This window comes from Edaphosphingomonas haloaromaticamans, from assembly GCF_001853345.1.
GTDB lineage: Bacteria > Pseudomonadota > Alphaproteobacteria > Sphingomonadales > Sphingomonadaceae > Sphingomonas_E > Sphingomonas_E fennica.
Window position 1 is genome coordinate 1,466,744 of the sequence record NZ_MIPT01000001.1, and the last position, 23,817, is coordinate 1,490,560.

The window sequence follows — 23,817 nt, forward strand, 5'->3', positions numbered from 1 at the left end:
ACGCTCAGGTGCCGCCACCGTCCGCGGCAGGCAGGCAGGCGCGTTATTGAGGAGCCGCCATGAAATATGAAGGCCTGCTTCAGTTATGTGCTGAAGGTAACATCGCGTGACTAGGCCACTATGATTATCGACCGGGCCGCCCCAGCATAGGATCGGGCTGGGTGACCTTGACGATCGTCAGCCGGCGCTCGCGCCCTTCGCGGTCGGGCCAGAGGATCGAGCCGCCCTCGCGCAGGCCGATCAGGCCCGCGCCGGTCGGGGTCAGAACTGAGAGGCGTCCCGCCGCGAAGTCGGCCTCGCCGGGCCAGACAAGCTCGACGATATGCGGCATCCCGCGCGATTCATCGACGAACTCCACGCGCGCATGCATGGTAACGACGTCGCCGGGGATCTTCTCCACGACGTGGATCTTCGCGCGGGTAATCTCCTCGAGCAGCAGGGCGCTTACCTCGGGATTGCGATCCTCGGTCCGCAGGGCGAGGTCCGAGAGAGCATCGGCTTGCGTATCGATCATATGAACGGGCGGGCGAGCCACGTGCTTCGGGCTGGTCATGACAAAGGCTTTCTGCGGAAAGGCACGCCGATCGGCAACGGGGCGACGGCAGATAAGGCGATGGAGTCTGTGCCCCGAGTTCGGGCACGAAGCGCCGGAACCCGGGGCTAGATGCCCGTTACGAGTTGGCCCGCGTGATGACGGTTCCGGACAAGAAGACTGCGCATTTGCATGATCGGCAAAGCATGTCGTGCCAGAGGCCTGGCGTCAACGTCGACGTGATAGCGACCGCAAATAGCTCCGCACGATGAGCGCTTTCGAGATGTCGCGCGAGACAAATGCCACGCCGCTTGCTACCGGCTCAGAGTGGCTTCGCACTTTTCCTGGAAGCGGCCCGAACTCGCGATTGATTTCGGGACCGCCAATCTGCGCGTGATCGGCCGCGATGAGGGTATCATCCTCGATGAGCCGTCGATTTGCTGCTTTGCGGATATCGATACGGCGCCCAGCCTCTACGCCGCTGGCATAGAGGCGCAGGCGATGGTTGATCGGACGCCCGGCAAGCTCCAGATCAGGCGGCCGCTGGGGCGCGGCGTGCTCCAGGACATCGACGCCGCGACGCATTTGCTGCGCTACGCTGTTCGCAAGGCGCGCGGCCGCAAGCATTTTCGTACACCCCATGCCATGATCGGCGTGCCCGCCGATGCGACCCAGGCGGAACGCGGAGCCCTGATGACGGCCGCGCACGATGCCGGCCTTGGCCCGGTCCGGCTTGTCGCCGAGCCTTTCGCTGCCGCGATCGGAGCCGACCTTCCGATCAGCGCCCCGAACGGAACCATGATCGTCGAGTGCGGCGCTGGCACGACGGAGGTGGCGGTGCTGTCGCTCGGCGGTATCTGCCTGACGCGCTCGGTGCGTGTCGGCGGCGCAACGCTCGACAAGGCGATCGCCGACCATCTGCATTTCAAGCACAAGTTCCTGGCCGGCGAGCTGACCTCGGAACGGATCAAGCTGGGGTATGGGGAACAACGTCGCGCTGAGGCGGTGAAGGACGAGACGATTCAGGTCAAAGGGCGCAGCCTCACGACCGGACTGCCCGCTGCCCTGGCGCTGCCGCTCACGGAACTCGACCAGGTGGCCGAGAAGCATTTCCAGCAGATCGTCGATGCGGTTCGCGAGGTGCTGAGCGACACACCCCCCGAACTCAGCCAGGATATTCACGAGCGCGGCATCGTGCTCACGGGAGGAGGCGCGACAACGCCGCTGCTCAGCGCCATGATCAAAGCCGACACAGGACTTGCCGTTACGGTCGCGGACGAGCCGGCACGCTGCGTAGCGCGCGGCCTACACCGAATGCTGCTCGACTAGGCGCGCCGAAGCTACTGCCGCGGATTGATCTTACTATCGGTTTCAGTCGCAGGACTGCGTTCACGGGACCCCCTTCTGCCGTTTGCCCGGTTTGATCTCCTCGATGAGAAAGGTCCGCGCGATCAGACCATCTTCGCTGCGGGCACAATTTCGTCTTTCCGACCCGAAGGCGTTTTGCTTCATTATCCAGATGAGCAATTTTAATCGCATGACCATCGTTGCGGCCGCAGAAGTCGTGGCCGAGTTCAACTCCCATAGCGACATGGAGGTCCTCGAAGTCCAATGGGACATTGTCGGGCGATGCAACGGCTCCAGCAAGCCCGCACGCATCGCCAGCCTCGCCCGCATTGCGATCGACGATGGGCTCGAAGTCCTGACTGAGCACGGGCGGCTTCCCTTGAGCCGGGCGATGATCGACATCGCCATCCTGGCACCACCCAAGACGAGGGATGGAGCAAGCTGGAAGAAGCTGGTGGCAGGCTTGCGCTTTGACGGGTTCGAGCTGGTGGCAATGCAAGCGGAGAACAGTTCGCGCTTCGGGTGGGGGAACACGCGCACCGCCACCTTCGAACTGGTCCGCATGTTGCCCGAAGATGTGCCCGAGCTTGATTTCCGAGAGGCCGAGAGCGAGGTCGTGCGCCTGCTGGACCGCCATAACTTCGCCGTCTCCAAAGGGCATCTGCAACAAGCGATCGCAGCGTTCAGCCGCGGGGACTGGTCGGCCTCCAACGGCGAGCTGCGCAAGCTTTATGAGGGCTACCTCAACGAGATTGCGGAACGGCTTGGGTGTGATCGGGCGGACTCTAGCAAGGACAAGCGGGCTTATCTCGGCCAGCTCGATCCACCCTTTCTGCTGAGCGACTATAATGAATGGGATAAGAATGACAGCAAGCCGCAATATGTGCAGGGGCTTATGAACCGCTTCCATCCTCATGGCGGTCATCCGGGGCTTTCCGAAGAAGAGGATGCGACGTTTCGCCTTCAGATCAGCCTGATCACCGCGCGCCTCTTCCTTCGGCGCTTCGACCAGCGCGCAAGCATTTGATCGAGGCGGCGTGCAAATACGCCAAGGCTATGATGGAAGATTGGCCGTTCGACTGCCGGTCATCCGGTGCGGATAACGTCCGCCGAAATGATGACGTTTCAGGCACACTGGAGAGATACCGACCATGCTCGACATAGCATTCGATGACATCGACGAGGCGGCGCTCGCCCAGCTTGTCGCAAACGAGACCCCGGAAAGCCGCGACCTTGAGTTCAAACGTGACTTGCCCGGCCAGGAGCCCGACAATATTCGCGAATTCCTTGCCGATGTGACGTCGCTTGCCAACACAAACGGCGGCGATCTCATCTTCGGGATCGAGGATGTCGACGGCGTAGCGGCCGGGCTCCCTGGTGTCGCGATCGCCAATATCGACAATGAAATATTGCGGCTCGAGCAGATCATCCGAACCAATGTCGATCCGAGGCTCATCGGCGTGCGAATCCGCCATATTCCTTTTGCTGCCGGCAATGGCGCGCTGCTCATCCGCATTCCACCGGGTCTTCAGCCGCCCCACCGCGTCACCTTCCGCAACAGCGGCAAATTCTATGCGCGGACGAGCCGCGGCAAATATGAGCTGGATGTCCACGAACTGCGCCACGCCTTTGTCGATTCAAGTCGGCTCCCGGCACGCTTCCGCCAATATCACGCGGAAGGAATCGAGCGCGCGCGGGGTATCGACATGCCGTTTGCGATCATGAACGATCCGACCGCCGTGGTCTCGACCATGCCGCTTTCGCTGTTCCGTGAAGAACGCGAGATCGCGATCACCGACGATCATGCACTCGTTCCCATTCGCCCCAACGCCTACAGTTCCATCGATATGATGGAAGGCGTGATGCTGCACACTCCGGTCGATGAAGCGACCGGGCGGGTGCGCAGCTTTGCGATCACATATCGTAACGGGCGCACCGACGTTGCCTGGACGATCGGTGGAACGCGGCAGAACCAGCAAGGTCAGGACATGAAGCTGGTCTTCGCGCCATCCTTCGAAGAGGGGTTAATCACAGCGGCACGCGCGACCCAGACCCGGCTCCAGCAGTTCGGGGTCGAAGGGCCCTGGATCGTGATAGCGAGTGTCTATGGTGTGAAGGATCACTTCATGATCTTTGGCGACCACTACCAGACGCGGCCAGCCTTTAAGGACGAAACGCTGATCGGTGAACTGCGCCTCGATCGGATCGAAGTGACCGGTCTGCTGCCCCTTGCCAAGAAATTCTGGCTGCATTTTGGGGTGCATCGACCTGAAAACCAGGCTTTCGGACCGCCAAACGGCTTGGCTGGCTAGACGAAGCCCACCATACGTCGCGGTCACGCAACAGTTGTCGGGCAAGTCCATCCTGAACGAGGAGATAGTGCGATGAAGCTGGCCGTCTACAACGTCGAAAATCTGTTCGACCGCGCCAAGGCGATGAACCTCGACACTTGGGAAGAAGGGCGTCCCATCCTTGAAAAGTTCGCGGCGCTGAACGGGCTTTTGGGCCAGCTCCACTATAACCCCGCTGACAAGACTCGCATGGCCGAGCTGATGCGTGATCTCGGCTTGGAGAAATCCGATACCGGCCCGTTCGTCATCCTGCGGCGCAATCGCGGCGGCCTGCTGCGCCGGCCCAAGACTGGCGGCATCCTGATCGAGGCGGACGGCCGCGCGGACTGGGTAGGATCGCTCGAGCTGCGCGATGAGCCGGTCAACGAGCATGCAATGCGCAACACCGCCCGCGTGATGATCGACCTTGGCGCTGATGTGCTGGGGGTTGTCGAAGCCGAGAGCCGCCCGGTGCTTGCCGCGTTCAACAGCGAGATATTGCCCGCGCTCGGCGGCTCCCCGTTCCGTCATGTGATGCTGATCGACGGTAATGATGAGCGCGGCATCGATGTCGGCCTGATGAGCCGGGAGGGGTTCCCAATCGGCGCCATGCGTAGCCGCGTCGACGATCGGTTGCCGAACGGCCAGCCTGTCTTCTCGCGCGATTGCCCTGCGTTCGAGGTGGCTACGCCATCGGGCGCCCGCCTGTCGGTCCTCGTCAATCACCTCAAGAGCAAGGGCTATGGCGGCACCGCCGAGGCCAACGCGAAGCGCAAGGCGCAGGCAGAGCGAATCACCGCGATCTACCGGGAGATGACCGATAACGGCGAAAGGCACGTCGCAATCATCGGCGACTTCAACGACACGCCCGCCAGCGCGCCGCTGGCGCCGCTGCTGGACGGCACCGACCTGCGGGACATCTTCACGCACCCGGCGTTCGACGACGGCGGCTATCCTGGCACCTATGGCCTGTGCAACGCCGCCAACAAGATCGACTATATGCTGCTGTCGCCGGCACTCTTCGATCGCGTGCGGGCGGGCGGCGTGTTTCGAACCGGTATGTGGCCGGGGTCGCGGCCTAAGCGCTGGGAGGCCTATCCCGAGGTCGGAAGGCCCGCCGACGCCGGGTCCGACCACGCAGCCTTGTGGGCCGAGATCGACCTCTGAGGGAAGCTCGTGATGCGCGTTCTCATCCTCGACGGGCATCCTGACGAAGGCCGATTGGTCAGCCATCTGCTCGACCTCTACCAGGCCGGGCTCGGCGATGGCGCGGAGGTCGAACGCATCGCGGTGCGCGATCTCGCCTTCGATCCGATCCTTCGAAAGGGTTACAGGCAGGTGCAACCATGGGAGCCGGACCTTGAACGCGTGGGCGCGGCCATCTCCGCCTGCGATCATCTCGTCGTCGCTTTCCCGATGTGGTGGGGCAGCGAGCCGGCCGAGCTGAAGGGCTTGCTCGACCGTGTCCTCCTGCCAGGCTTCGCGTTTCGCTATCACAGGAACGATCCGTTCTGGGACCGGCTTCTTGCAGGACGCTCAGCCGACGTCCTCATCACGACAGACACGCCTTCCTGGTTCCTGCGGTTCGCCTATGGCAATCCGGTCGTGCGCCGCTGGCGCGGACAGATCCTGGGCTTCTGCGGCTTCAAGCCCCTGCGCATCACCAGGTTCGGCCCGGTTCGCCAAGGCGGGGTCGAGAAGCATCTTGTCGTCTGGCAGCGCAAGATCGAGCGCCTTGCCGCCTCCGCAAGCGGTCTGCGGCGTCCAGCCAAACAGGTGGTACGCTTGCCGACAGATGACTCCCACAATCCGCACTGACCACCCGCAGGCGGATCAGGAGACGGCGTGCGCCATCGAGATCGGCCACTGACTGACCAGTCGTGCCGCCAACTATCGGTCGCGGGAAAGCGGACTTTGCACTAGGAAAAGAACCAAATGGGGATCGAGATCGAACGAAAATTCCTCGTCATCGGCGAGAATTGGCGCGCAGAAGCCGACGACGGGTCGCGAATCCGGCAAGCCTATTTGGCCAATGGCGGCGGTGTCAGTATCCGGGTTCGACGCGCCGACGATCACGCCTGGATCACGGTCAAGGGCGAGCGGGACGGCATAGCGCGGCCAGAGTTCGAATATGAGATTCCGTGCGCCGACGCCGACGAAATGCTCACCTCGCTTTGCGCCGGTCCAATCCTGGAGAAGGTGCGCTACCGCGTCATGCGCGGCGCACTGGTCTGGGAGATCGACGTGTTCGAAGGCGTCGCCTCGGGCCTCGTAATTGCCGAAGTCGAGCTTGCATCCATCGACCAGTCTCTCGACCGTCCCGAATGGATCGGCGACGAGGTGACGCATGATCGGCGCTATCGCAACGCGGCAATCGCGCGCGATGGACCGCCGTGCGAGGCTGTCGGGCCAGCACGGAGTCAGGCCGCGTCCTGAGTTTGGCGGACGCCGTGCGGATCGGGCATTGCCGGAGCCTCGTCGCTGAACGCGAAGAACATCGGGATATTCGTCGCGGCGGGAGACGCCGGCCCTCCGTCCCCGAGATCCCGTCCGAGCACCCGCAGCAGCAGTATGCGCGTCGACCGCAGCGCGATCCGCAGCGGTGCGGTCAGGCCAGGTCTCAAAGGAATGGCGGTCGGCGGTGGCGCGGTGGTCTCCAGCAAACCCAAAAGCTTCATCTCGTCCTCGGTCAAGGCCGAAGCCGCTCGATCACCAGCCTGGAAGCGTTGGCCCGACCACGCCTCATGCACGGCGAGCAGCGCCGCGATCGCCGGCGCCAGGAAGCCAGCGCCATTCGTTTCGAGGCGAGCGAACAGGGTCGGCAGGACAGGGGACTTGCGATCGATCGCATCGCGCCAGCATCGAACCGCATCGACGATGATCGTCTCCGGAGCGGTGGTTGCGGCAAAGCCGAAAACTGCGACGCACGACAAGGTGATCTCCTCTCGAAAATCCCCCTGTTCTATGTTGCCCGTCAATCCCTTAGGATGAGCTTGTTGCACCGACAAGACAATCCGGTCTCGCAACCGGAATCGGCGCCTTCGCTGCGCCATCTTGGAGACGCCGATGTCCGATGAAGCTCTTACCTATGCCGAAAAGACCCGGTTCACACTGGCGCTGGTCGAGCAGTGCGTGCGCAACACGTTCCTCGAAGACTTGCATGCCGGGACCGTGCCCGACAGCGCCAGCGGCGACTATAGCGACGTCAAGGTGGTGACGCCCTTCGGCGAAATCCCCTGGACCCGGCTTTCGCGCATCTCGGACGCGGAGATGAAGACGCTCATGATCGAGATCACCAACAAGGTGTTCACCTTCCTGACCTACGCGGAGGAGCTGGGCGCTCTCGGAGGCGCGATGCGTTGGAACCGGCCCGAGATCGACATTGCGCTTGAGCGTAAAGCTCAGCGGCGGCGCGCCTTGCGCGTGGGAGGACCGGACAGTCCTGACGGGACCGGCTGACCGGCGCATCATGCTTCGCGCAGTTCGATATTGGGATGGTCCGCGATGATCTCGCGGATGATCTCGAAATAGGTCGGACCGGTTCCAGCCTCGAGCGCTGCGATGTCTTTCTCGATACGCGCGCGGTCATAGACGCCCGGGCGAGCAAGCTTGGCGCGATAATGGTCGCGCGTTGCGTCCCGTCCGAGCGCCGTCCTGCTCTGCTCGATCTTGTTCCAGACAAGCGTCACCGGCTCAGCGCCCTCGATCGCGCCAAAACCACCATAGAGAAGGTCGTTCAGGGCATCGAGGCTCGGCCCCAGCGTCCAGTCTTCCCCAGCCATGAACGCCCGGTTTATCTCGCCGTAGAAGCTGGCGATGCCGGTGATCGCATCGCCGTCGATGACGATCACCTTTGCGCCGTCTGGTGATGGCATCGCCCATCCTTCGCCTGAGCGGCCGATCAGCCGTTGAGCTTGTCCTTGAGCGCCTTCGCGGGCTTGAAGCTGATCTTGTTCGCAGCCTTGATGGTAATGGGTTCCTTGGTCGCGGGATTGAGGCCCTGGCGCTCGGGAGTGCGTTTTGTGGCGAACTTCCCGAAGCCGTTCAGCGAGACGTCCTCGCCTTTCGCGGCGGCGTCGCCGATTGCAGCAAACACGGCATCGACATATTTCTTGGCGTCCGCTTTCGTCAGGCCATGAGCGGCAGCAAGGGCTTCGGCGAGGTCATTTCCAGTCATATCTCAAGCTTACTTTCATTGGTGTTGCAAAGGGGACCGATAGCCGGGTTCCGATGGACTTGCACCGGCCTTGAGGTTTGCATCTGCGAGGCCGTCCGCCGCGAGCCGGCGGACGGCCTCGCGCCAGACCCATTTGCGGCGGGTTCGCTGATCGCGGCGCCTAGCCTTACGGCGCGCATGGTCAAGCGCGGCCTCACCATGCAGCTGCCGCATTTCCGCGATCGCCAGCGTGACATCCTCTTCGAACGCCGCCGTCCGCCGCCAGCCTCTTCGTCTCAGCCAGCGCAGCAGCATGTGGGCCTCAATGGATAGTCGGCGGCTTTGCGCCAGGCTGGCCTTCAAGCTGCAAACGGTTGACCCCGCCGCGTTCGGGCAGGCCGAGCGCGTCGGTGGCGGGGCGCTGATCCGGCGCGGAAGGCTGGAGCTTGCGGTTGGCGGTCTCGATCGCGGTTTGCGACGTCGCCTGCGCGGGAGCCGGCGGAAGCTGGACAAGGATGCGCAAGGGAAGCAGCATATCTTCGGGCGGCGAGACATCGAGTTCGCCGCCGACGATCAGCGCGCGAAGATCGGCATTGGCCTCTGCGTGGGCGAACGGCGTGTGCTCGATGCGGGCGACCTTGCCGTCCTTGCCGATCCAGATCTTGAGCATCAGCGGCGCGGTCGGCTGATCGGGCGCGGCGCGGGTCGCGTCCAGATAGGTGCGTAGCCGGATGGCCGCCTCGCTCTGCGCTTCGAGCCATGTGGTGATCGTCTTCGTGGCATAGTCGGCATAGCGCACCCATTCGGCGGGCGCCTGTTCGGGCGATACGCTTTGCGCTGCCGCCGGGGAGGCAGCGAGCGCAGTGCCCACGCCAAGCGCCGAGGCCAGCCTCCAGGCCAGGCGGCCGAAGCGCGTGGCGCGAGGGACTTTGCTGTTCATGATCTCGCTCCAGGGATCAGCAGCGCGCAGAGGACGAGACCACCGGCTGCGATCGATTGATAGAAGAGTGCCTCATACCGGCCCAGCGGCGGGGCGCACTTGACCAGGCGGCGGAGCTCCGCCTCGGCCATCGCGGCGCGGTGCGAGGCAAGAACGCTGCCGAGCCAGCGCCCGCGTGGCGCGAGCCCGGTCCCGGCGACCGCCATCGCGGATCTGTCGTCCGTCACGGAATGACCCGCACGCCTTGCGCGCCGTCGTGATGATAGACGACCGCGCTGCCAGCCCCCAGGCCGGCCATCAGGATCGCGGAATCCACCATCTGTGCCGCCTCGCGGTGGAGGAGACCGATGACAAACGCGGCCAGCATGCCCGTCAGTAGCACGCCACAAGCAAAGCTGACGAACGCGACGATGATGACGAACATGCGGCTTCTCCTTCAGGCGCGTCAGCGCTGGGCGGGCGCGGCGGGTTGCTGATCCGGCAGTCGCTCGCGCTCGAAGGTGATGGTCTGGATCCGCCCATCAAGCGCGCGCACGACATCGGCGGTCAGATCATTCGCGAAATTGCCGCCGAGCGCCGCGCCGCGATCGAACAGCAGGCCGCATTTCTTTGCGGCGTAGACCTGCGCGATCATCGGCTGCGCCTCGTTGGCGATGCGTTCCAGCGCCTTGGCGCGCGTCGCCTCGATCTCGCGGCTGGTATGCGCGGCCTTCTGCTGGAGGGTCTGCCAGCGGACGGCAAGCGCCTCGCGCTTCTGCTTGTTCGCTGCGTTGTCGGGCTGGCCTTCGAGCGCCTTGGCCTCATTCTCGATGGCGGGACGCTGGCCGTCGATCTCGGCCTGCGCCGCGCGCGTCAGTTCGGCGAGCTGCGCAGAGGCGGCCTTGCCGACCGCGGCATTGGCGAAGATCGCCTCGCGCGACAGCAGGCAGACGCCCGGCACGACCGGGCCGCCGAGAGGCTGGGCTGCTGGAGCGGGCGCCGCCGCCGGGGCGCCGCCGACCGTTTGCGCGGAGGCGGTGGTGGTGAGGCTGGCGGCTGCGAGCAGGAGCGCGGGGAGAAGGAGTGGGGATTTCATGGGTCAGGCTTTCTTCGATTTGGGAGCAGCCGGCGCTGGCGCGTCGGCGGGAGGCGAGGTTGTTTCAGCTTCGGGGTTAGCTGCCACGGCTGAACCATCTGCGAATGACGTTTGCATGACCGGTTCGTCGGCCGAGACCAGCGCTTGGCGGTTCAGCAGCAGGGTGAACCGATCGAGCGAGGCAAGGTGATGATGGACGAGGGCGAGGATACCCTGGCGGTGCCAGGCGACGACCGTCTCATCGTCGAGCGCGGCGAGCTTTTCCGCATCGACGATCTGGAAGCCGTCGAGGCCGAGCTTGCGGCCGTCCGGCAGCGTCGCATCGGCGCGCCGGTCGATCAGCAGATCCTTTTCCTTGAGCGCCGTGGTGAACAACGCCGTCAGCTCCACCTCGCGCCCGAAGGCCGCGCAGAACTCGATCGCCTGTCTGGTCAGGGCGCTGGGTTCGCCATTCTCGAACAGAGCCGTGCCTTCGTCGTCGCCCTCTTCGCCGGCTTCCACGACCCGTTCCGAACCGGCATCGATAGCGAGCGCAAACCCGTCCGGGTTGACGGTCGCGACGAAAGCGAAGGGGTAGCGCCGGACATAGGCGGGGATATAAGCATCCGCCGACCAGCGGCCGCCCTCGATGAACAGGTTGCGCCGCTCGAGGCCCAGGATCGCAAGGGGCTGCGCGCTATCGGCCGCGAACACGACCGGATAATCGCGCGCCGCGGACGCCAGCTCACCGGCGACGATCGGCACGAACGGCGTGTCATCGGCGAACGACGCATCGCCATCCTTCAAGCGCCAGCTGGCATGCGCCGCGCCATGCAGCGGCTGAACGGACTTGTAGAACAGCGGCAGCAGCGGTTGGTCCGCCGCAGGGGCGGTTTGCGAAACACTATCGGTCATAAACTACTCACTTGCGATTGAATGGTCCGGGATGGCGTGGGAGGCGCCATCCCGGTGGGCGCGCCGCTCTTCAGCGGCGCGTGTCTGGTCAGGGATTCTCGCCGAAGCCCAGCAGGCGGACCTGCACGATGACCGGCACCTCGGTGCGGACCTGCGGCCTTGCCCGTTCGGCGAGTTGGGCCGCCTGGTTGGCGACCGCGCTCGACACCGAGGACGCGGAGGTCAGCGCGCCGGTGTTGACGCTCACCGCCACAGGGATACCGGTCGCTTCGCCCTGCACCTGGATGTTGGCGGCGTTCAGCACCTGGAGTGCGGCGAGGTTGACGTTGCCCGAGACCCGGATGCCCGCTTCGCCCGCATCGATCGTGCCCAGCGGTGCGATCAGGTCGATATCGCCAGACGCAACCTCGGGGATCGGGTTGAGCGTCGCGATGCCAGCACCTGAGGAGGGCACCTGCGGCGCGAGCTGGACATTGCCGTATTTGTCGTAGGTGCGCCGCGGCGGGGTGAACAGGATCGTCGTCCTCGCGCCGCGGCCGGCATTGATGTCGCCCTCGGCCGACCATCCCAGGATGCCACCGCCGAAGGTGGTCATCAGGCGTGACAGACCGAGCAACAGGCTTCCCTTGCTATAAATGGCGATGTCGCCCTCTCCTTGGGTCGCCACGCCCGCAGTCGCCGGCGGCACAGCGCCTTCGACACCAAGAACGATCTGCCCGCCCGGTGCCAGGAGCTGGATGTCACCGCCGAACAGGGTGCGGATACCCGAGCCACCGAACATCGTAATGTCGCCTTGGCGGACGATCGCGTTGCCCTGCGCATCCTTCTCGGGAAACAGCGTCGCGATCATGTCGCGGCCGCGCAGATAGCTCTGGAAGCGGCGGCTGTCGGGGTCGTTATATTCGCGTCCACCCGCTTTCAGCTCGGCGTAATAGACCTGTCGCAGGAAGATGGACTGCTGCTCGGACGAAAGTCCCGCGAAGTATGTCAGCGCCTCGGCATCGGTTCCGGCGAAACCGTAGAGTTCGTCCAGCCAGTCGCCCAACTCGGCCTGATAGGTCTTGGCGACCTTTCCGCCCTGGTCGGCGAGCGGGCGTTCGGGATCGGCGAGGTTCGCCGGATCAAGATAGCGCACCGCGATCGCCGCATAGTCTGGCCCCGTCGCGCCGACGCCCGCCGCCGCGACAATCGAGGCGCCCGGCCGCGTATCTCCGGCCAACAGCGCACCGATCGATGTGATCGAACCCTTGTCGGCCTGATAGAAGTTGCGCCCCGCCGAAAGGTCCAGCGTGCCCGGTCCTGCCACCTGAAGCCCAAGCTGCAGGATGTCGCGACCGGCGCGGATCACCGACACGTCATCTGCGTCCGTATGGAAGAACAGGGCACTGGTCGACTGGCTGCCATAGCGCCCGCTTTCGTAGAGCGGCTTGCCGTTGATGACGATCTGCGGCTGCGCGCCCGAGGACACGATGTCGCGCCCGGCGAGCATCCACACAGGCTTTGCCCCGACATACCAGCGGTCGAGCGTCTTGGGCGACAGGACGCTGCCCCCGTTGGTGAAGTCCAGCACCTCGCCCGATCGCACCGCCATCAGGTCGCCGTCCACGGCATAGAAGCGGATCGGCTGGTCGTCGCCGGCATGGAGATTGCCGGAGACGCTATTGGGGCCGAAAGCATAGAAGGCGAGGCCGGTCCTGACGCCCTCACCAGCGCTGCTCAGATTGGTAATGCTCGGGATGCTCGCGGTCGTATAGCCCATGAAGGCGGGCCGGAACGGCGTCGGGATCGCGCTGGGGTCCGCGCCCGACATGTCGAGCGAGCTGCCGAGCGCATAGATCGATCCGCCCGCCAATATCTCAAGCCGGCCGTTCGAGACCGGAGCGAGCACCATCGCCGTTGTGGTCGCGAACTCGCCACGGTGCATGCCGTAATAGATGTTGCCCTCCGGCGCGACTGCCTGCAGCGTGCCGGGGAAATCGAACCGGCTGTCGAGCCCGCCGGTGTTGGTGACATAGGGCTGGAGATTGCCGCCCGCCGAGAACATCTCCACCGCAGTATGATCGGTCCAGAGCGAGAACCAGGCATAGCCGCCGCCGGTCGAGACCGTGGTGACGCCGTTCACCGTTGCAGTAAAGGGCGTGCTGTTCGGCACGGGGACGCGACCGGCATTGGCGGCATGCGACAGCACCAGGTCGCCACGCGCTGTCAACGAGGCCACCGCGTCGCCCAGCACGAGCTGCGGCCCACCATTCGGGCGGGCGCCGTTCGCCTCGTTGAGGTCGATCGGACGTGGATCGGGCTTGAACTGGGGTGAAGTGGTGCCATAGCCGAGATCGAGACGGCCGATCGCGCCCGCGTCCAGCGTCACCATGCCGCGCAGATTAGCAAGCACGCCGTTAAGCTGCGGATCGGAGATCTGGCCACGCACCCAGAAGGTGTTTTGGGCAAGATTACTGCCCGGATTGAGGTTGGCATCGAGCGGATTGAGCGTGCCGCCGACTGTGAAGCTCAGATCGCCGCCGCCGGTCTGCACCAGCTGATCGCCCGCCGTGATCCGGCCGCTGCCGCCCACCGCCGCTGAAACGCCGTGGCTGCGCATGGCGTTGAGCGGCGTGATCACGCCGGCGTCGCCTCCCGCGCGGATCACCACGTCGCCGCCACCGAGCGCGCCGAAGCCGGTGAAGGCGGCCAGCCTCATGCTGCCGAAGGGATTATATGCACCGTCCGGATTCATGCTGGGGACATAGGTGCCGAAATTTATCCACCACGCCGCCGGCAGACCCGAGAGGTCGCCGCCCTGGCGCCACAGCCAGTCGCCGGTCTCGGTCTTGAGGTTGTAGCTGGAGAGATCGCCCTGAGCCTCGACCAGCAGATTGCCGCCCTGCTCGGGATACCAGGCCTGATAGAGCGAAGCCCCACCGCTCACGAGCGATTCATAAGCGCCGCCGGCCGAGCCGAGCACCGAGGTGCCGGCCCCGCTGTTCGTCCGCTCCAGCCCGCGCGGCTGGTTGTAGGGATTGGACCCGTCGTCCGCAAGGATCGGCGCGGACTGGGTGCCGGCGGTATAGACGCCGTAGAGCGAGCTCATCGTGAAATCGCCGCCTGCCTGCAGTTCCAGGTCGCCGGTGCCGGTGCGGATGACGCTGGGCGCCTCAGCCGTCTTGGCCGGTCCGGTGAAATGGGGGTCGGAGAGGATCAGGTCTCCTGTCCTGGCGGCATTCAGAGAGCGCGTATCCGCAGCGGCGAGATCGGCGCCGCCCGCCAGCCGCATCGACCAGCTCTGCGTGCCCTGCTCCAGCATCGGTGCCACCGCCCACATCTTGCCCTGGGTGCCGTCGGGCAATGTCGGCCGTGTGGAGAGGATACCGCGAACCGTGGTGCCCCTAGGGATCACCGTTCCGGCCGCCACGGTGACGTTCGCCGCCAGGACCATCTTGTTCGTGTTAGGAAGGACGAAGTCGATCGGTGTCCCCTTCGGGATGGTCATCGAACCGACCGGCAACTGCATATAGGGAAATGCAGCGTCTGGAAGCGGCACAGGCAGCACTGTCCCCGCGCCGAAACGGAAGTCAGGCTGAAGAAAGTCGGTTACCATGTCGCCGGCCGCATAGAGCAGGTTGCCGTCCGCATCCCAGATCGGTGCGGTCGCTCGCCACGGCACGTAATTATAGTCGGCGTCAGTATACTCAAAATAGTCGCTGGCCACGAACTCAAACGGGATGACGAGACCGACCGGGACGGAGAAATCGCGGGCGGTGATGTCGAAACCAAAACTCTGGCCAAAGCTGAACGGCAGCGTCGTCGAGTTGCCGAAAGCCGATCCCTGAAGCAAGGTGGGGATAGTGGTGGTGAAATCCTCCGCGAGCAGACCGGTGACGCCCCAGCCATTGTCGTCCGGCGTGCGCGACGGCGGCGCGAAGCCGTCGTTGATGCTGCCTTTGATGGTGAGATCGCCACCGGCGCGCAGGAGGAGAGCGCCCGGCTCGCCCGAGCCGCGCACCGCCGGGTCGATGCCGGGGCCGTAGCGATAGCCCGACAAGTCGATGTCGCCGGTCACTACCAGATTGCCGTCGGACGTGGCGCTCGCGATCTCTACGCCGGGGCGCAGGTGATAGGCATCACCATAGGCCTTGAGGCCGGCCAGACGGCCCTGAAGGCCACCATTGCCGAGCGCCGCGTTCATGAACGCCGTGCTCTTGCCGTGGATCGCGTCGAGATAGGCCTGGTCGACCGTTTGGACCGACTTGCCGTCGTCTCCCGGCGTTCCGGCGGGCGCATCGGTGTAGCGCCAGAAGCCGTTGACCGCGACGCTCTTCGCGCCCTCGATCGCCACAGTGCCGGATGCGTCAATGTCGATGTCGCCGCCGGTCTCGGTGAGGCGAGGCGCGTTGAGCGTCACCGTGCCGCGCGCGATGCCGTCCGCCGAGCGGACGTCGATCGTGGCGCCCGGGGCGAGCGTCAGGCGTCCGCCGGTGGCGGTCAGTTCGACGATCGCGCGGTTGGGCGAGTCGATCGGCTGGCCGCGGCTGTCGACGCGCAACATGGTGCCATGCGCGTCAAGCACCGCCGTGGGCGCCAGAATCAGCCCGTCGCGCGCGCCGAGCCGGATCGTGCCGACCTCGGCGCCGCTCGCATCCACCTTGCCGGTGACGGTCAGGCTGCCGCCGTCGACCGACACGCTGATGCTGTTGGCCTTCAGCTCGTCGCCGATGACGAGGTCGCCCTGCTTGATCTGGAAACCGCGCGCACCGAACATCTCACCGTTGCTCAGTCGTTGGTTGAGGCCAGTGAAGTCCGCAATCGTCTGCGCGCGAATGTCGATCTGGCCGCCCAGCCAAGGCACCATCGTCCCGCCCGCGTCATGCTCACCGCTCGCTGAGCCCAGGATCGTGCCGACCAGGTCGACGAGGCCGGCACCCGCGCCGGTCGCGGTAGCGGCAAGCGTGCCGGCGGCGTTGTTCTCCGCCGACAGGTCGATCTTCGAGCCCGCCGCCTGGCGGATGTCACCGTTCGCGCTGGCGAGCACCAGGTCGCCACCCCAGCTATATTTGGTCACGTCGAACATCTCGACGGCGCGGCCCGAAAGGTCGATCTGTGCGTGGTCGGTGAGGAGGACGTTGCCATCCGCCTCCACCGACAGCTTGCCGGTCGGGAGCGAGACGGTGCCATCGATCGTGACGGTGCTGCCCTTGAGGCTGATCTCCGCGCCAAGCACATCATTGACGGCGAGCGTTGTTCCCTGGGGCGACGTTAACAGCAGATTGCCGCCAGCGGCGATCTGCGTCACCGAAGCGCCCTCGCCAGTCAGCAGCGGCGTGACGAGGTTGAGGTTGCCGCCGCTGAAGCTGCCGTCGCTCGCCTTCGACTGATAGACCGAGAGCCTGTTGTGGCTGTTCGAGGTGATCCGATCAGCGGCGGTGAGGTCGACCTCCGAAAAGCCCAGCACGGTCCGGTCAAGGGTGAGCTGCGTGTCCGCCAGGGCGAAGGGCTCATAGCCGAACTCGATCCGGTCGGCGATGATGTGGAGCTTGCCGCTGCCGGTGCCCGCGCCGCCGGGGATCACCGCCGCAGGCGGCAGGCTGCCGGGTTCCGAATTGGTATCGCGCCGCTTGCCGTCGCTCACGCCATTCCAAAACAGCGCGCCGGTGGTGAGAGTGGCGGTGTCGCCAGCACCACCCAGGCCATAGATGCCGGGCGTGTTGAGCACCAATTGAGCAAGGCTGGACTTGCCGGTGGTCGGATCGATCGTGTCGAGCGTGACCGAGCCAAAGAAGTTCACCGATCCGCTCGCCGACAGTATCAGCGTCTCCACCTTGGGCACGCCGGGGGCGACATTGCCGCGCAACAGGTCCGCGAAGATCTTCTGGTTGAAGACCAGTCCATCGGGCAGCACGCCGGCCGCCACGGCATCCGCCAGTGCCGATTCTTCGCCGATGTTGATGGTCGGCACGACCAACGAGAGATACTTCGCACCGTAGCGTGCCCCGTCGCCGAGCGTCAGCTTTCCGCCGGTGTTGGTAGCGAAGGCGAGCGTGCCTTCGGTGAGGAGGTCGGCATCGCCAATGGTGATGCCACCGCCGCCCGTGCCTGCGCCGCTGCGCGAATTGAGATTGAGAACACCGTTGGAGAGGATCAGCGCATTCACACCCAGATCGACCGCATAGGCATAGCCCTCGCCGGCCGAATAGGGCGTGTCAGCCCCCTTGCCGATCGTAGTGACCGTCGCGCCGTCCTCAATCGTGACGCCGCCGTTGGTGGCGAGCAGCAGTATCTCCGGTGCCGCCAACACCGCGCCTTCGCGCACTGTCACCGAGTTGGCGAAGCTGCGCATGCTGAGCTGGTTGGTGTCGCTGAATAACTGGAAATTGCCGCCGAGCGCCATGCGCTGGGCGCCGATGCCGTTGAGATCAGACGCGCGCAGCGACGTGAAGCCGGTGTTCGCGGCTGCGTCGTCGGCAAGAATCTCCAGCTTCATGCCCGTGAAGGCACTGGTGACGAATAGACTGCCACCCTGGCCACCCTGGCCCGGCGTGAAGTCGGCTTCGCCGTCGAAGCGTAGCGCCTCCTCGGTAGCGCTCGGCTGCAGGGCATATCTCAGATACAGGTTGTGCGCATCGCGCGGCAGCACCGGCTGCGGCGCTCCGAACTTTGCGGCATCGGCGACCAGGAACTGGTCGTAACGCATCTCATTGTATTGGGATTGGGTGCGCACCGCCGTGCCGGACGAGATCAGCATCTGCGTGGGCAGAGCATCGCGATAGCCGTTGGTTGAAAGACCTTGATAACCTTGGACGCCCCAGGTGCCTGCGCCGGCATCGATCGCGCCGCCGGCCAGACTCGTCTGGCGCGCGCCCAACTCGACGCGATAGGCGCCCGGCAGCATCGCATAGCGCGCCGGCATCAGCGTATAGGTGCCGGCCTTGAGGCCCGGAACGCCGTCGGGAATGGTGATCTGGCGACCGACCTCGGGGATCGCGCCATTGGTGGTGTCAAGCGGCGCATAGCCGTTCTGGACCCCCGGCACGATCGCATAGACTTCGTTGCCCGAAGCGCTGAGGGCATAGGCCGGATTGGCATTGGCGAGCGCAGTCGTGAGAACGTCCACAGAACCGCCACGACCGCTTGTGAAGCCGGCGCCAAGCAGGTCGCCGCCGCCCGAGAGATCGATCAGTGCGCCCTCTTGAACCTCGAACGCCTTGCCGCCAAGCGTTACACCAGGAAGCGCGTCGATCGATCCTGTCACGGTCCCCGCGCCGTGCATGTAGGTGATGCCGTCGATCGTGCCGCCATAGGGCAGCATCAGGCCATTGCCGCTGACCGACGTGATGCTGCCCGGCAGCAATGTGACCTTTTCGGCGATCGGGGCCGAGGCGGCACCGTTCTGCAGCACCAGGTCGGTTCCAAGCGTGATCCTGCCCAGCGGCGCGCGCAGGATGCCGCCCTGCTCAATCTCGGTCGCGTAGATGCCGAGGGTGCCGAACGCCGAATAGGGCATCGCCGGCAGCAGGTCGCCGATACGGCCGATGCGCACCAGATCCTTCGCCATGATCGTACCGCCGCCTTCGGGGTAGATCTGCGCGGCGTTGAGATCCATCTCCCGCGCGCCGCTTATGCTTCCGCGCATTCGGATGTCACCGCGGCTGTTCAGCGTCGCCTTGTCGAAGCCCGCATAGTCGAAGGCGCGGCTGCCGCTCGATAGAGGCACGCTGCCCTTGACGCCGTAGAGCGTCAGCCCCACGACATCGAGGAAATCGGCATCTACGGTCAGCGTCGCGCTAGTGGGGCGTGTCGACGGGGTGCCGATCGGACCGCCGGCCTTGGGATAGATCGGATTTCCTTCGATCGACTGATAGGCCGAACCACTCAGCAGCACATAGTCAGCGGCCAACCGCACCGCCATGTCCGAGCCATCGGTGGCGTTGATCCCGGAATAGAGCGACAAGGCATTGCCCACGGCCAGGTCGACGTTGCCGTCGAAGCGGAGCACATCGGCATAGGCGGTAAAATTGTCGAAGCCGCCCGCGTCGATCTGCTCGACGCTGATCCGCGCGGAGCCGGTCTGGAGCGGGCCGCCTGATCCGCTCGCTTCGTAATCCTGGCCGATCACCAGTTCACGGATGTAGCGGACATCGTCAGGAATTAGCGGCTGGGCGGTGCTCGTCCTGTAGCGCGGCGTTTCCAGAGCGAGAATGAGCGAACCGCCCATAGCACCAGCGCCACCGGCGTTCGCGCGCATCGTGCCGTCGAGATAGAGGCCATAAAAACTGTTCAGCGCGATCGTGCCGCCATTGCTGGCGAGCGTGAGCGGTGTCGAGCGATCGCCCAGCCCGCCGTCCCGCGGCAGGTCGATCACGGCGCTGGCACCGCTCGCATCAAGGACAGCGCCTTGCTTGATCACGATGAACGCCTCGGCCGCTTGGGCAATGCTTCCGGGATTGGCAAGCAGGGTCGGCGCGCCGATCGTGATGCTGCCGCCATCGGGCACCAATGCGTAGCGCAGCCCATCGCGGCCCGTCGCCGTCACCGCGCGAGCGGCCACGTCGAGCACCGCATGCTCGCCCACCGTGATAGCGCGCTGCCCCACCAACGGATCGGCGGGCACACCGACAAGCGAAGCGACATTGGACTGGATCAGGTCGATGTTCCCGCCGGACGCGGTGAGGCGTCCATCGACGAAAATCGTGCCGGTGGTGCCGATCGCGATCCGGCTGCCGGGATCGACCGTCACCTCAGCCTGCGTGCCGATCACGACGCTGCCACCGCTACCGACAGTGTTGCCAAATGGCGTGCTGGCGTTCGAATTGAGCTGGATATTGGTGCCGGTGCGCTGAACGAAGCGGTCGTTGACCGCATCCTCCTGGTAAACGGGCGGCGTCCACAGCTCGAGCCCCGCATCGGGCCTCGCGCCGGTGGCGACGTCGAACCCATCGGCCTTGAGGCGATAGACCGGCGATACGCCTTCGATTTTCGTGCCGGGCAGCACGGCCAATCCCTGGTGGCCATCGATCACGTAGTTGGAGAAGCCCTGCTGAAACAGCGACGTATCCAGATATTGGAGCTTCTGCACTCGCACCGGACTGGCCACACGCGTGCCGGCCGGAATCCTGGCGCCGGCGGCGATCGTGGCATCGACCGGCGCAGGGGTGCCGGCCTTGGCGATCGCCTGCGAGGGCTGGATGGCGATGCCGTTCGGGAAAGCATTCGCCGGCAGGACATAGTCCTTGGGAAACAGGCCCGGCGCATCGATCGAGCGGATCGTTTTACCGGCTGCAATAGTTGGCGGCGTGTTGCTGGCACCGGAGAAGACGGACACCGCAGTGCCATCGGTGAAGAAAATCGTGTAGGAGCTGACCGCCGGCTGCGGCGGTTGCCACGCCGCGGCAAGGGTGACCGGACTTGCGGCCGAGAAGTTGGGCGCGCCGCCGATCTGCTCGCCGGGATTAGCCCGAGTCTTGGTGAATCCGAAGTCAGCGGGGAGCGTGTCACCCATCCGCACGGTGATCGCCTCAGTGGTAGTGAGGTCCACCAACGAGGTCTCGCCCGCGCTCAGCGTGCCGTTTTCGGCCAGCATTCCGCCGCCGATCACAATTCCCGGCCCGCCCTCGATGGTGAGCGTGCCGCCGCCGAGCACGCCATTCGCCTTGAGCGTACCGTCGAGCACCACGCTGCCGGAACTGTTGTTGGCGGTGGTATTGAAACGGATGTCAGCGATCAACGAGACATCGCCGCCGCGCCCACCCGCCAGCGATCCGTCGGCGAGCAGGGCTGCCCCCGAGGAGACGTCGATCAGCGAGCCTTCCTCAAGCACGACATCTTGGGTGGAGCGGATGTTGACGGTGCCGCCATCAAGGAACGCCAGCCCCGACAGGTCGTCGGGGCTCTGGAAGGCGTTGGTCCATTTGCCAGAGACGTCGAGCGCCGCGCCGTCGTGGAGCACGATCGAGCCCTGGCCAGCGGCGACGCTGCCGCTCTGGGTCCTGTATACATTGGTAAGCGTAATGTCGCCGCCATGCGCGGTCACTTTGGCCGAGATGTCGGTATTGGGCGCGGTAATGCTGAACTGGCCGCCATTGGCCATGGTCAAGTCAGCATCGACCACCGCTTTGACACTTGTATTGAGTTCGATGCGACCCAACCCGAACGAAGATAGCCGTTCGCCATCGAACCAGGCGGTGTTGACTTGGTCCGGCGCAACTGGGTCGTCGAGCCCAACCATCAAGGATCCATCGGCGATCCGCACGTCACTATTGAATCCGCCGAGCAGACCGAGCGCGTTATAGTTGCCGAGGATGAGGCCACCGGCGAGCGCGGCCTGGTTCTGGCCGAGCTTGTAGCCGTCGGTGACGGTGCCGTCGGGCCGGGCGATGTGCTGGCGGCCGCCGGTGATGGTCTCGGCGAGGATGTCGGCATCGAACAGCACAGTCGGCGCGGAGAGGATGAGGCGGCCGCCATCGCGGCCAACGCTATAGCCGTCCTCCCAGCGCGCGCTTTCACGTCCGCTGAACAGCTTGTCGGACCAGCTCTGGGTAAGCGCATCACCCCAGCGCTCATGCTTGCGCACGAACACATTGCCATAGCCGAGCATCGCCATCCCGGCGGGCGCCTGGGCGATGTCGTAAAGCTTGCCATCCGCGCCCATGACGCGGGTCGAACGGATATAGCCGCCCTGATAGTCGAGGCTGCCGCCTGAAAGATCGAACACAGCGCCCTTCTCGGCGACCACCTCCTTCGCCGCGAGCGTGATCGTGCCGCCGACCGCGCTCCATTCGCCGATCGAATGGGCGGTGTTGCCGAGCCAGCCACCGACTTCGAGCAGGCCGCCTGGCGTATACCAGCGATCGCCTTCATAGCCCCCGGTGCCCGACGGCAGCAGGACGAGGTCACGCACGTCGACCCAGACATCCTGGCTCTTGAGCCCGGCGGTGTCGCGGTTCTGCGGGGAATCGCGCAGTTCGTTGCCCTGCACGTTCACCTTGATGGAATTGCTCTCCATGTCGAGCGCGACGCCCATGACGCCCGAGACGTCGATGCGCGCGCCATCGGCGACGGTGATGCGGCCCGCATTGGCCTGAACCGAAACCTGCCCGCCCTGCGCGCTGGTCTGCGAGCCGCCCTCGAACAGAACGTTGCCGCCCGAGACAATCTCGACGCGCGATTGGTCGCGCCGATCCTGTAGCTTGGCGAGATTATCGAACTGCCCGAAACTCGCCTGCTGGCGCGCACTGTCCTGGACGCCCGATTCCGCGATGATCGCGTCGCGCTGCGCGTCCAGGGCGGTGTCCTTGCTGTCGAGTTCGGGAAGGATGATGGTGAGGCTGTCCTTGCCGAGCGTCACCGATCCCTTGGTGTCGCTGGCCGAGGCGCTCAGATGGATGGAGCCGCGCTGGTTGACCGAGGTGGTGGCGAGCGCGACACCCTCCTGTCGGACAGTACGACCAGTCAGCGTGATGTCGCCCTGCGTGGCTTCGATGAGGCCATTGTTGACGACCGATCCGGCACTGCTGTCGGCATTGAGGAGCGAACGCACCTCGTTGCCGCGCGTCGTCGAATATTGATTGGCTTCCGTGCCGACGCCCGCGCGAACCAGGAAATTGTCGCCCGCCGCGAGAAGTGTCTGGCCGCGGGGCGTCGTGATCGAGCCGGCGTTGGTGACCTCCTTGCCGAGCAGCATGACATAGCCGCCGCCCGCGGTGACCGACGTCGGCGCGGCGGTGTTGATCTGGGCGCCGGCATCGACCCTCACCGCGCCGCCGGCGTTGGCGAGGGCCGCCGCATAATTGGCGCCCGTGACCTGGCTGTAGATACCGCGATTGAGGAACTGGTCATCGCTCATCGTGGCGGCTGCGGCGACGAGATTGCGGACGTTGACCTGCGATGTACCGCTGAACAGGACACCATTTTGGTTGAGGATCAGGACCGTGCCGGGCGCCTTGATGGTGCCCTCGATGCGGCTGGGGTTGATGTCGCGCACGCGATTGAGCACGACCCAGTCGGCGCCGTCCTGGCGGAAGGCGAGATCGGTGTCGCGACCGACATTGAAACTGTCCCAGGTGAGGATGGCTTTTTGCTGGGTCTGGTCGACCAAGACGCTAGTGCGCCCGTCCGTTCCGGTCGTCTGCGTCGGCGATTTGGCGCCAAGCCAGAGGCTGGGATCGATCGCGATCTCGCCTGCGACCTGAAGTCCGCCTGGATTGAGCCCATTGGGCACGAGACTCTGCGCGGCCTTGGCGGCGGCGCGGGCCTGCACCTGGGCGTCCTGCATTGCTGCGCGCGTCTGGGCAGCCTGGCGGAACGCCTCGATCGCGCGCTGGGTGGCGCTGTTGGTCTGGGCCTGACGTGTTGCCTGCTCCAACGCGGCGTTCGCGGCGGCTGCGGCCGGGTCGCTGGTGGAGCCACCGCCACGGCTGCCGAACAGGGGCGCTCCCGAACGATCCTGTGCCAGTGCGGCGCCGGAGAGGAGCAGGGCGCCTGCCGAAACGGTGATGAGCAGCTTGCTGCGGGTGGCGTTCATCTTGGGTCTCCAAAAGTCCTGGGCGCCGCATC

General features: G+C 65.1%; 18 protein-coding genes. 7 read left to right on the forward strand and 11 right to left on the reverse strand.

The window, feature by feature from the left end; genetic code table 11:
- Positions 1–124 precede the first annotated feature (124 nt).
- Positions 125–553, reverse strand: a complete 429-nt coding sequence (gene rnk, locus BHE75_RS06745; RefSeq protein WP_024019059.1) for a nucleoside diphosphate kinase regulator — start codon at positions 551–553, stop codon at positions 125–127.
- Between the two features lie 306 nt (positions 554–859).
- Here rnk and BHE75_RS06750 point away from each other — a divergent pair, with 306 nt between their 5' ends.
- The 6 genes from BHE75_RS06750 to BHE75_RS06775 all read left to right on the forward strand — a co-directional run bounded on the left by BHE75_RS06750 (position 860) and on the right by BHE75_RS06775 (position 6,645).
- A complete protein-coding gene (locus BHE75_RS06750; protein WP_070933299.1) occupies positions 860–1,861 on the forward strand; it encodes a rod shape-determining protein in 1,002 nt (333 codons plus the stop codon).
- 103 nt (positions 1,862–1,964) lie between these two features.
- Complete coding sequence (locus BHE75_RS06755) at positions 1,965–2,906, forward strand: hypothetical protein (protein WP_217494713.1); 942 nt, start codon at positions 1,965–1,967, stop codon at positions 2,904–2,906.
- Positions 2,907–3,030: 124 nt separating this feature from the next.
- On the forward strand, positions 3,031–4,191 hold the full coding sequence (locus BHE75_RS06760; RefSeq protein WP_070933303.1) for an AlbA family DNA-binding domain-containing protein: 1,161 nt from the start codon (positions 3,031–3,033) through the stop codon (positions 4,189–4,191).
- A gap of 72 nt (positions 4,192–4,263) precedes the next feature.
- Positions 4,264–5,376, forward strand: a complete 1,113-nt coding sequence (locus tag BHE75_RS06765) for an endonuclease/exonuclease/phosphatase family protein (protein WP_070933305.1) — start codon at positions 4,264–4,266, stop codon at positions 5,374–5,376.
- Positions 5,377–5,388: 12 nt separating this feature from the next.
- Positions 5,389–6,027 (forward strand): NAD(P)H-dependent oxidoreductase, encoded by a 639-nt coding sequence (locus tag BHE75_RS06770; RefSeq protein ID WP_070933308.1) that lies wholly within the window; start codon positions 5,389–5,391, stop codon positions 6,025–6,027.
- 117 nt (positions 6,028–6,144) lie between these two features.
- Positions 6,145–6,645, forward strand: coding sequence for a CYTH domain-containing protein (locus BHE75_RS06775; protein ID WP_070933310.1), 501 nt, complete (start codon positions 6,145–6,147; stop codon positions 6,643–6,645).
- On the opposite strand, the gene BHE75_RS06780 is transcribed toward BHE75_RS06775, so the two are convergent.
- Positions 6,630–7,187 carry a hypothetical protein gene (locus BHE75_RS06780; protein WP_070933312.1) on the reverse strand — a complete coding sequence of 186 codons (558 nt, stop codon included), beginning with the start codon at positions 7,185–7,187 and terminating at the stop codon, positions 6,630–6,632. The two genes, BHE75_RS06775 and BHE75_RS06780, sit on opposite strands and share 16 nt — an antisense overlap.
- A gap of 88 nt (positions 7,188–7,275) precedes the next feature.
- On the opposite strand from BHE75_RS06780, the gene BHE75_RS06785 reads away from it, so the two are divergent.
- On the forward strand, positions 7,276–7,668 hold the full coding sequence (locus tag BHE75_RS06785) for a hypothetical protein (protein ID WP_070933314.1): 393 nt from the start codon (positions 7,276–7,278) through the stop codon (positions 7,666–7,668).
- An 8-nt stretch (positions 7,669–7,676) separates the two neighbouring features.
- Here BHE75_RS06785 and BHE75_RS06790 read toward each other — a convergent pair whose 3' ends face one another.
- The 9 genes from BHE75_RS06790 to BHE75_RS06825 all read right to left on the reverse strand — a co-directional run bounded on the left by BHE75_RS06790 (position 7,677) and on the right by BHE75_RS06825 (position 23,785).
- Positions 7,677–8,060, reverse strand: a complete 384-nt coding sequence (locus tag BHE75_RS06790) for a barstar family protein (RefSeq protein WP_254684379.1) — start codon at positions 8,058–8,060, stop codon at positions 7,677–7,679.
- Between the two features lie 50 nt (positions 8,061–8,110).
- Entirely contained in the window at positions 8,111–8,386 is a 276-nt protein-coding gene (locus BHE75_RS06795) for an HU family DNA-binding protein (RefSeq protein WP_070933318.1), read from the reverse strand.
- A 15-nt stretch (positions 8,387–8,401) separates the two neighbouring features.
- Positions 8,402–8,680 (reverse strand): hypothetical protein, encoded by a 279-nt coding sequence (locus BHE75_RS06800; RefSeq protein WP_070933320.1) that lies wholly within the window; start codon positions 8,678–8,680, stop codon positions 8,402–8,404.
- Positions 8,681–8,687: 7 nt separating this feature from the next.
- Positions 8,688–9,305 carry a hypothetical protein gene (locus BHE75_RS06805; RefSeq protein WP_070933322.1) on the reverse strand — a complete coding sequence of 206 codons (618 nt, stop codon included), beginning with the start codon at positions 9,303–9,305 and terminating at the stop codon, positions 8,688–8,690.
- Positions 9,302–9,532, reverse strand: a complete 231-nt coding sequence (locus tag BHE75_RS06810) for a hypothetical protein (protein ID WP_070933324.1) — start codon at positions 9,530–9,532, stop codon at positions 9,302–9,304. The genes BHE75_RS06805 and BHE75_RS06810 overlap by 4 nt, the downstream gene beginning before the upstream one ends.
- On the reverse strand, positions 9,529–9,729 hold the full coding sequence (locus BHE75_RS23945; RefSeq protein WP_139181655.1) for a hypothetical protein: 201 nt from the start codon (positions 9,727–9,729) through the stop codon (positions 9,529–9,531). The genes BHE75_RS06810 and BHE75_RS23945 overlap by 4 nt, the downstream gene beginning before the upstream one ends.
- Before the next feature lie 21 nt (positions 9,730–9,750).
- Positions 9,751–10,380: an OmpH family outer membrane protein gene (locus BHE75_RS06815; protein WP_070933327.1), complete on the reverse strand. Its 630-nt coding sequence runs from the start codon at positions 10,378–10,380 to the stop codon at positions 9,751–9,753.
- A 3-nt stretch (positions 10,381–10,383) separates the two neighbouring features.
- Positions 10,384–11,274 (reverse strand): SapC family protein, encoded by an 891-nt coding sequence (locus BHE75_RS06820; RefSeq protein WP_070933329.1) that lies wholly within the window; start codon positions 11,272–11,274, stop codon positions 10,384–10,386.
- An 88-nt stretch (positions 11,275–11,362) separates the two neighbouring features.
- Positions 11,363–23,785, reverse strand: a complete 12,423-nt coding sequence (locus BHE75_RS06825; RefSeq protein WP_070933330.1) for a filamentous haemagglutinin family protein — start codon at positions 23,783–23,785, stop codon at positions 11,363–11,365.
- Between the last annotated feature and the right edge of the window lie 32 nt (positions 23,786–23,817).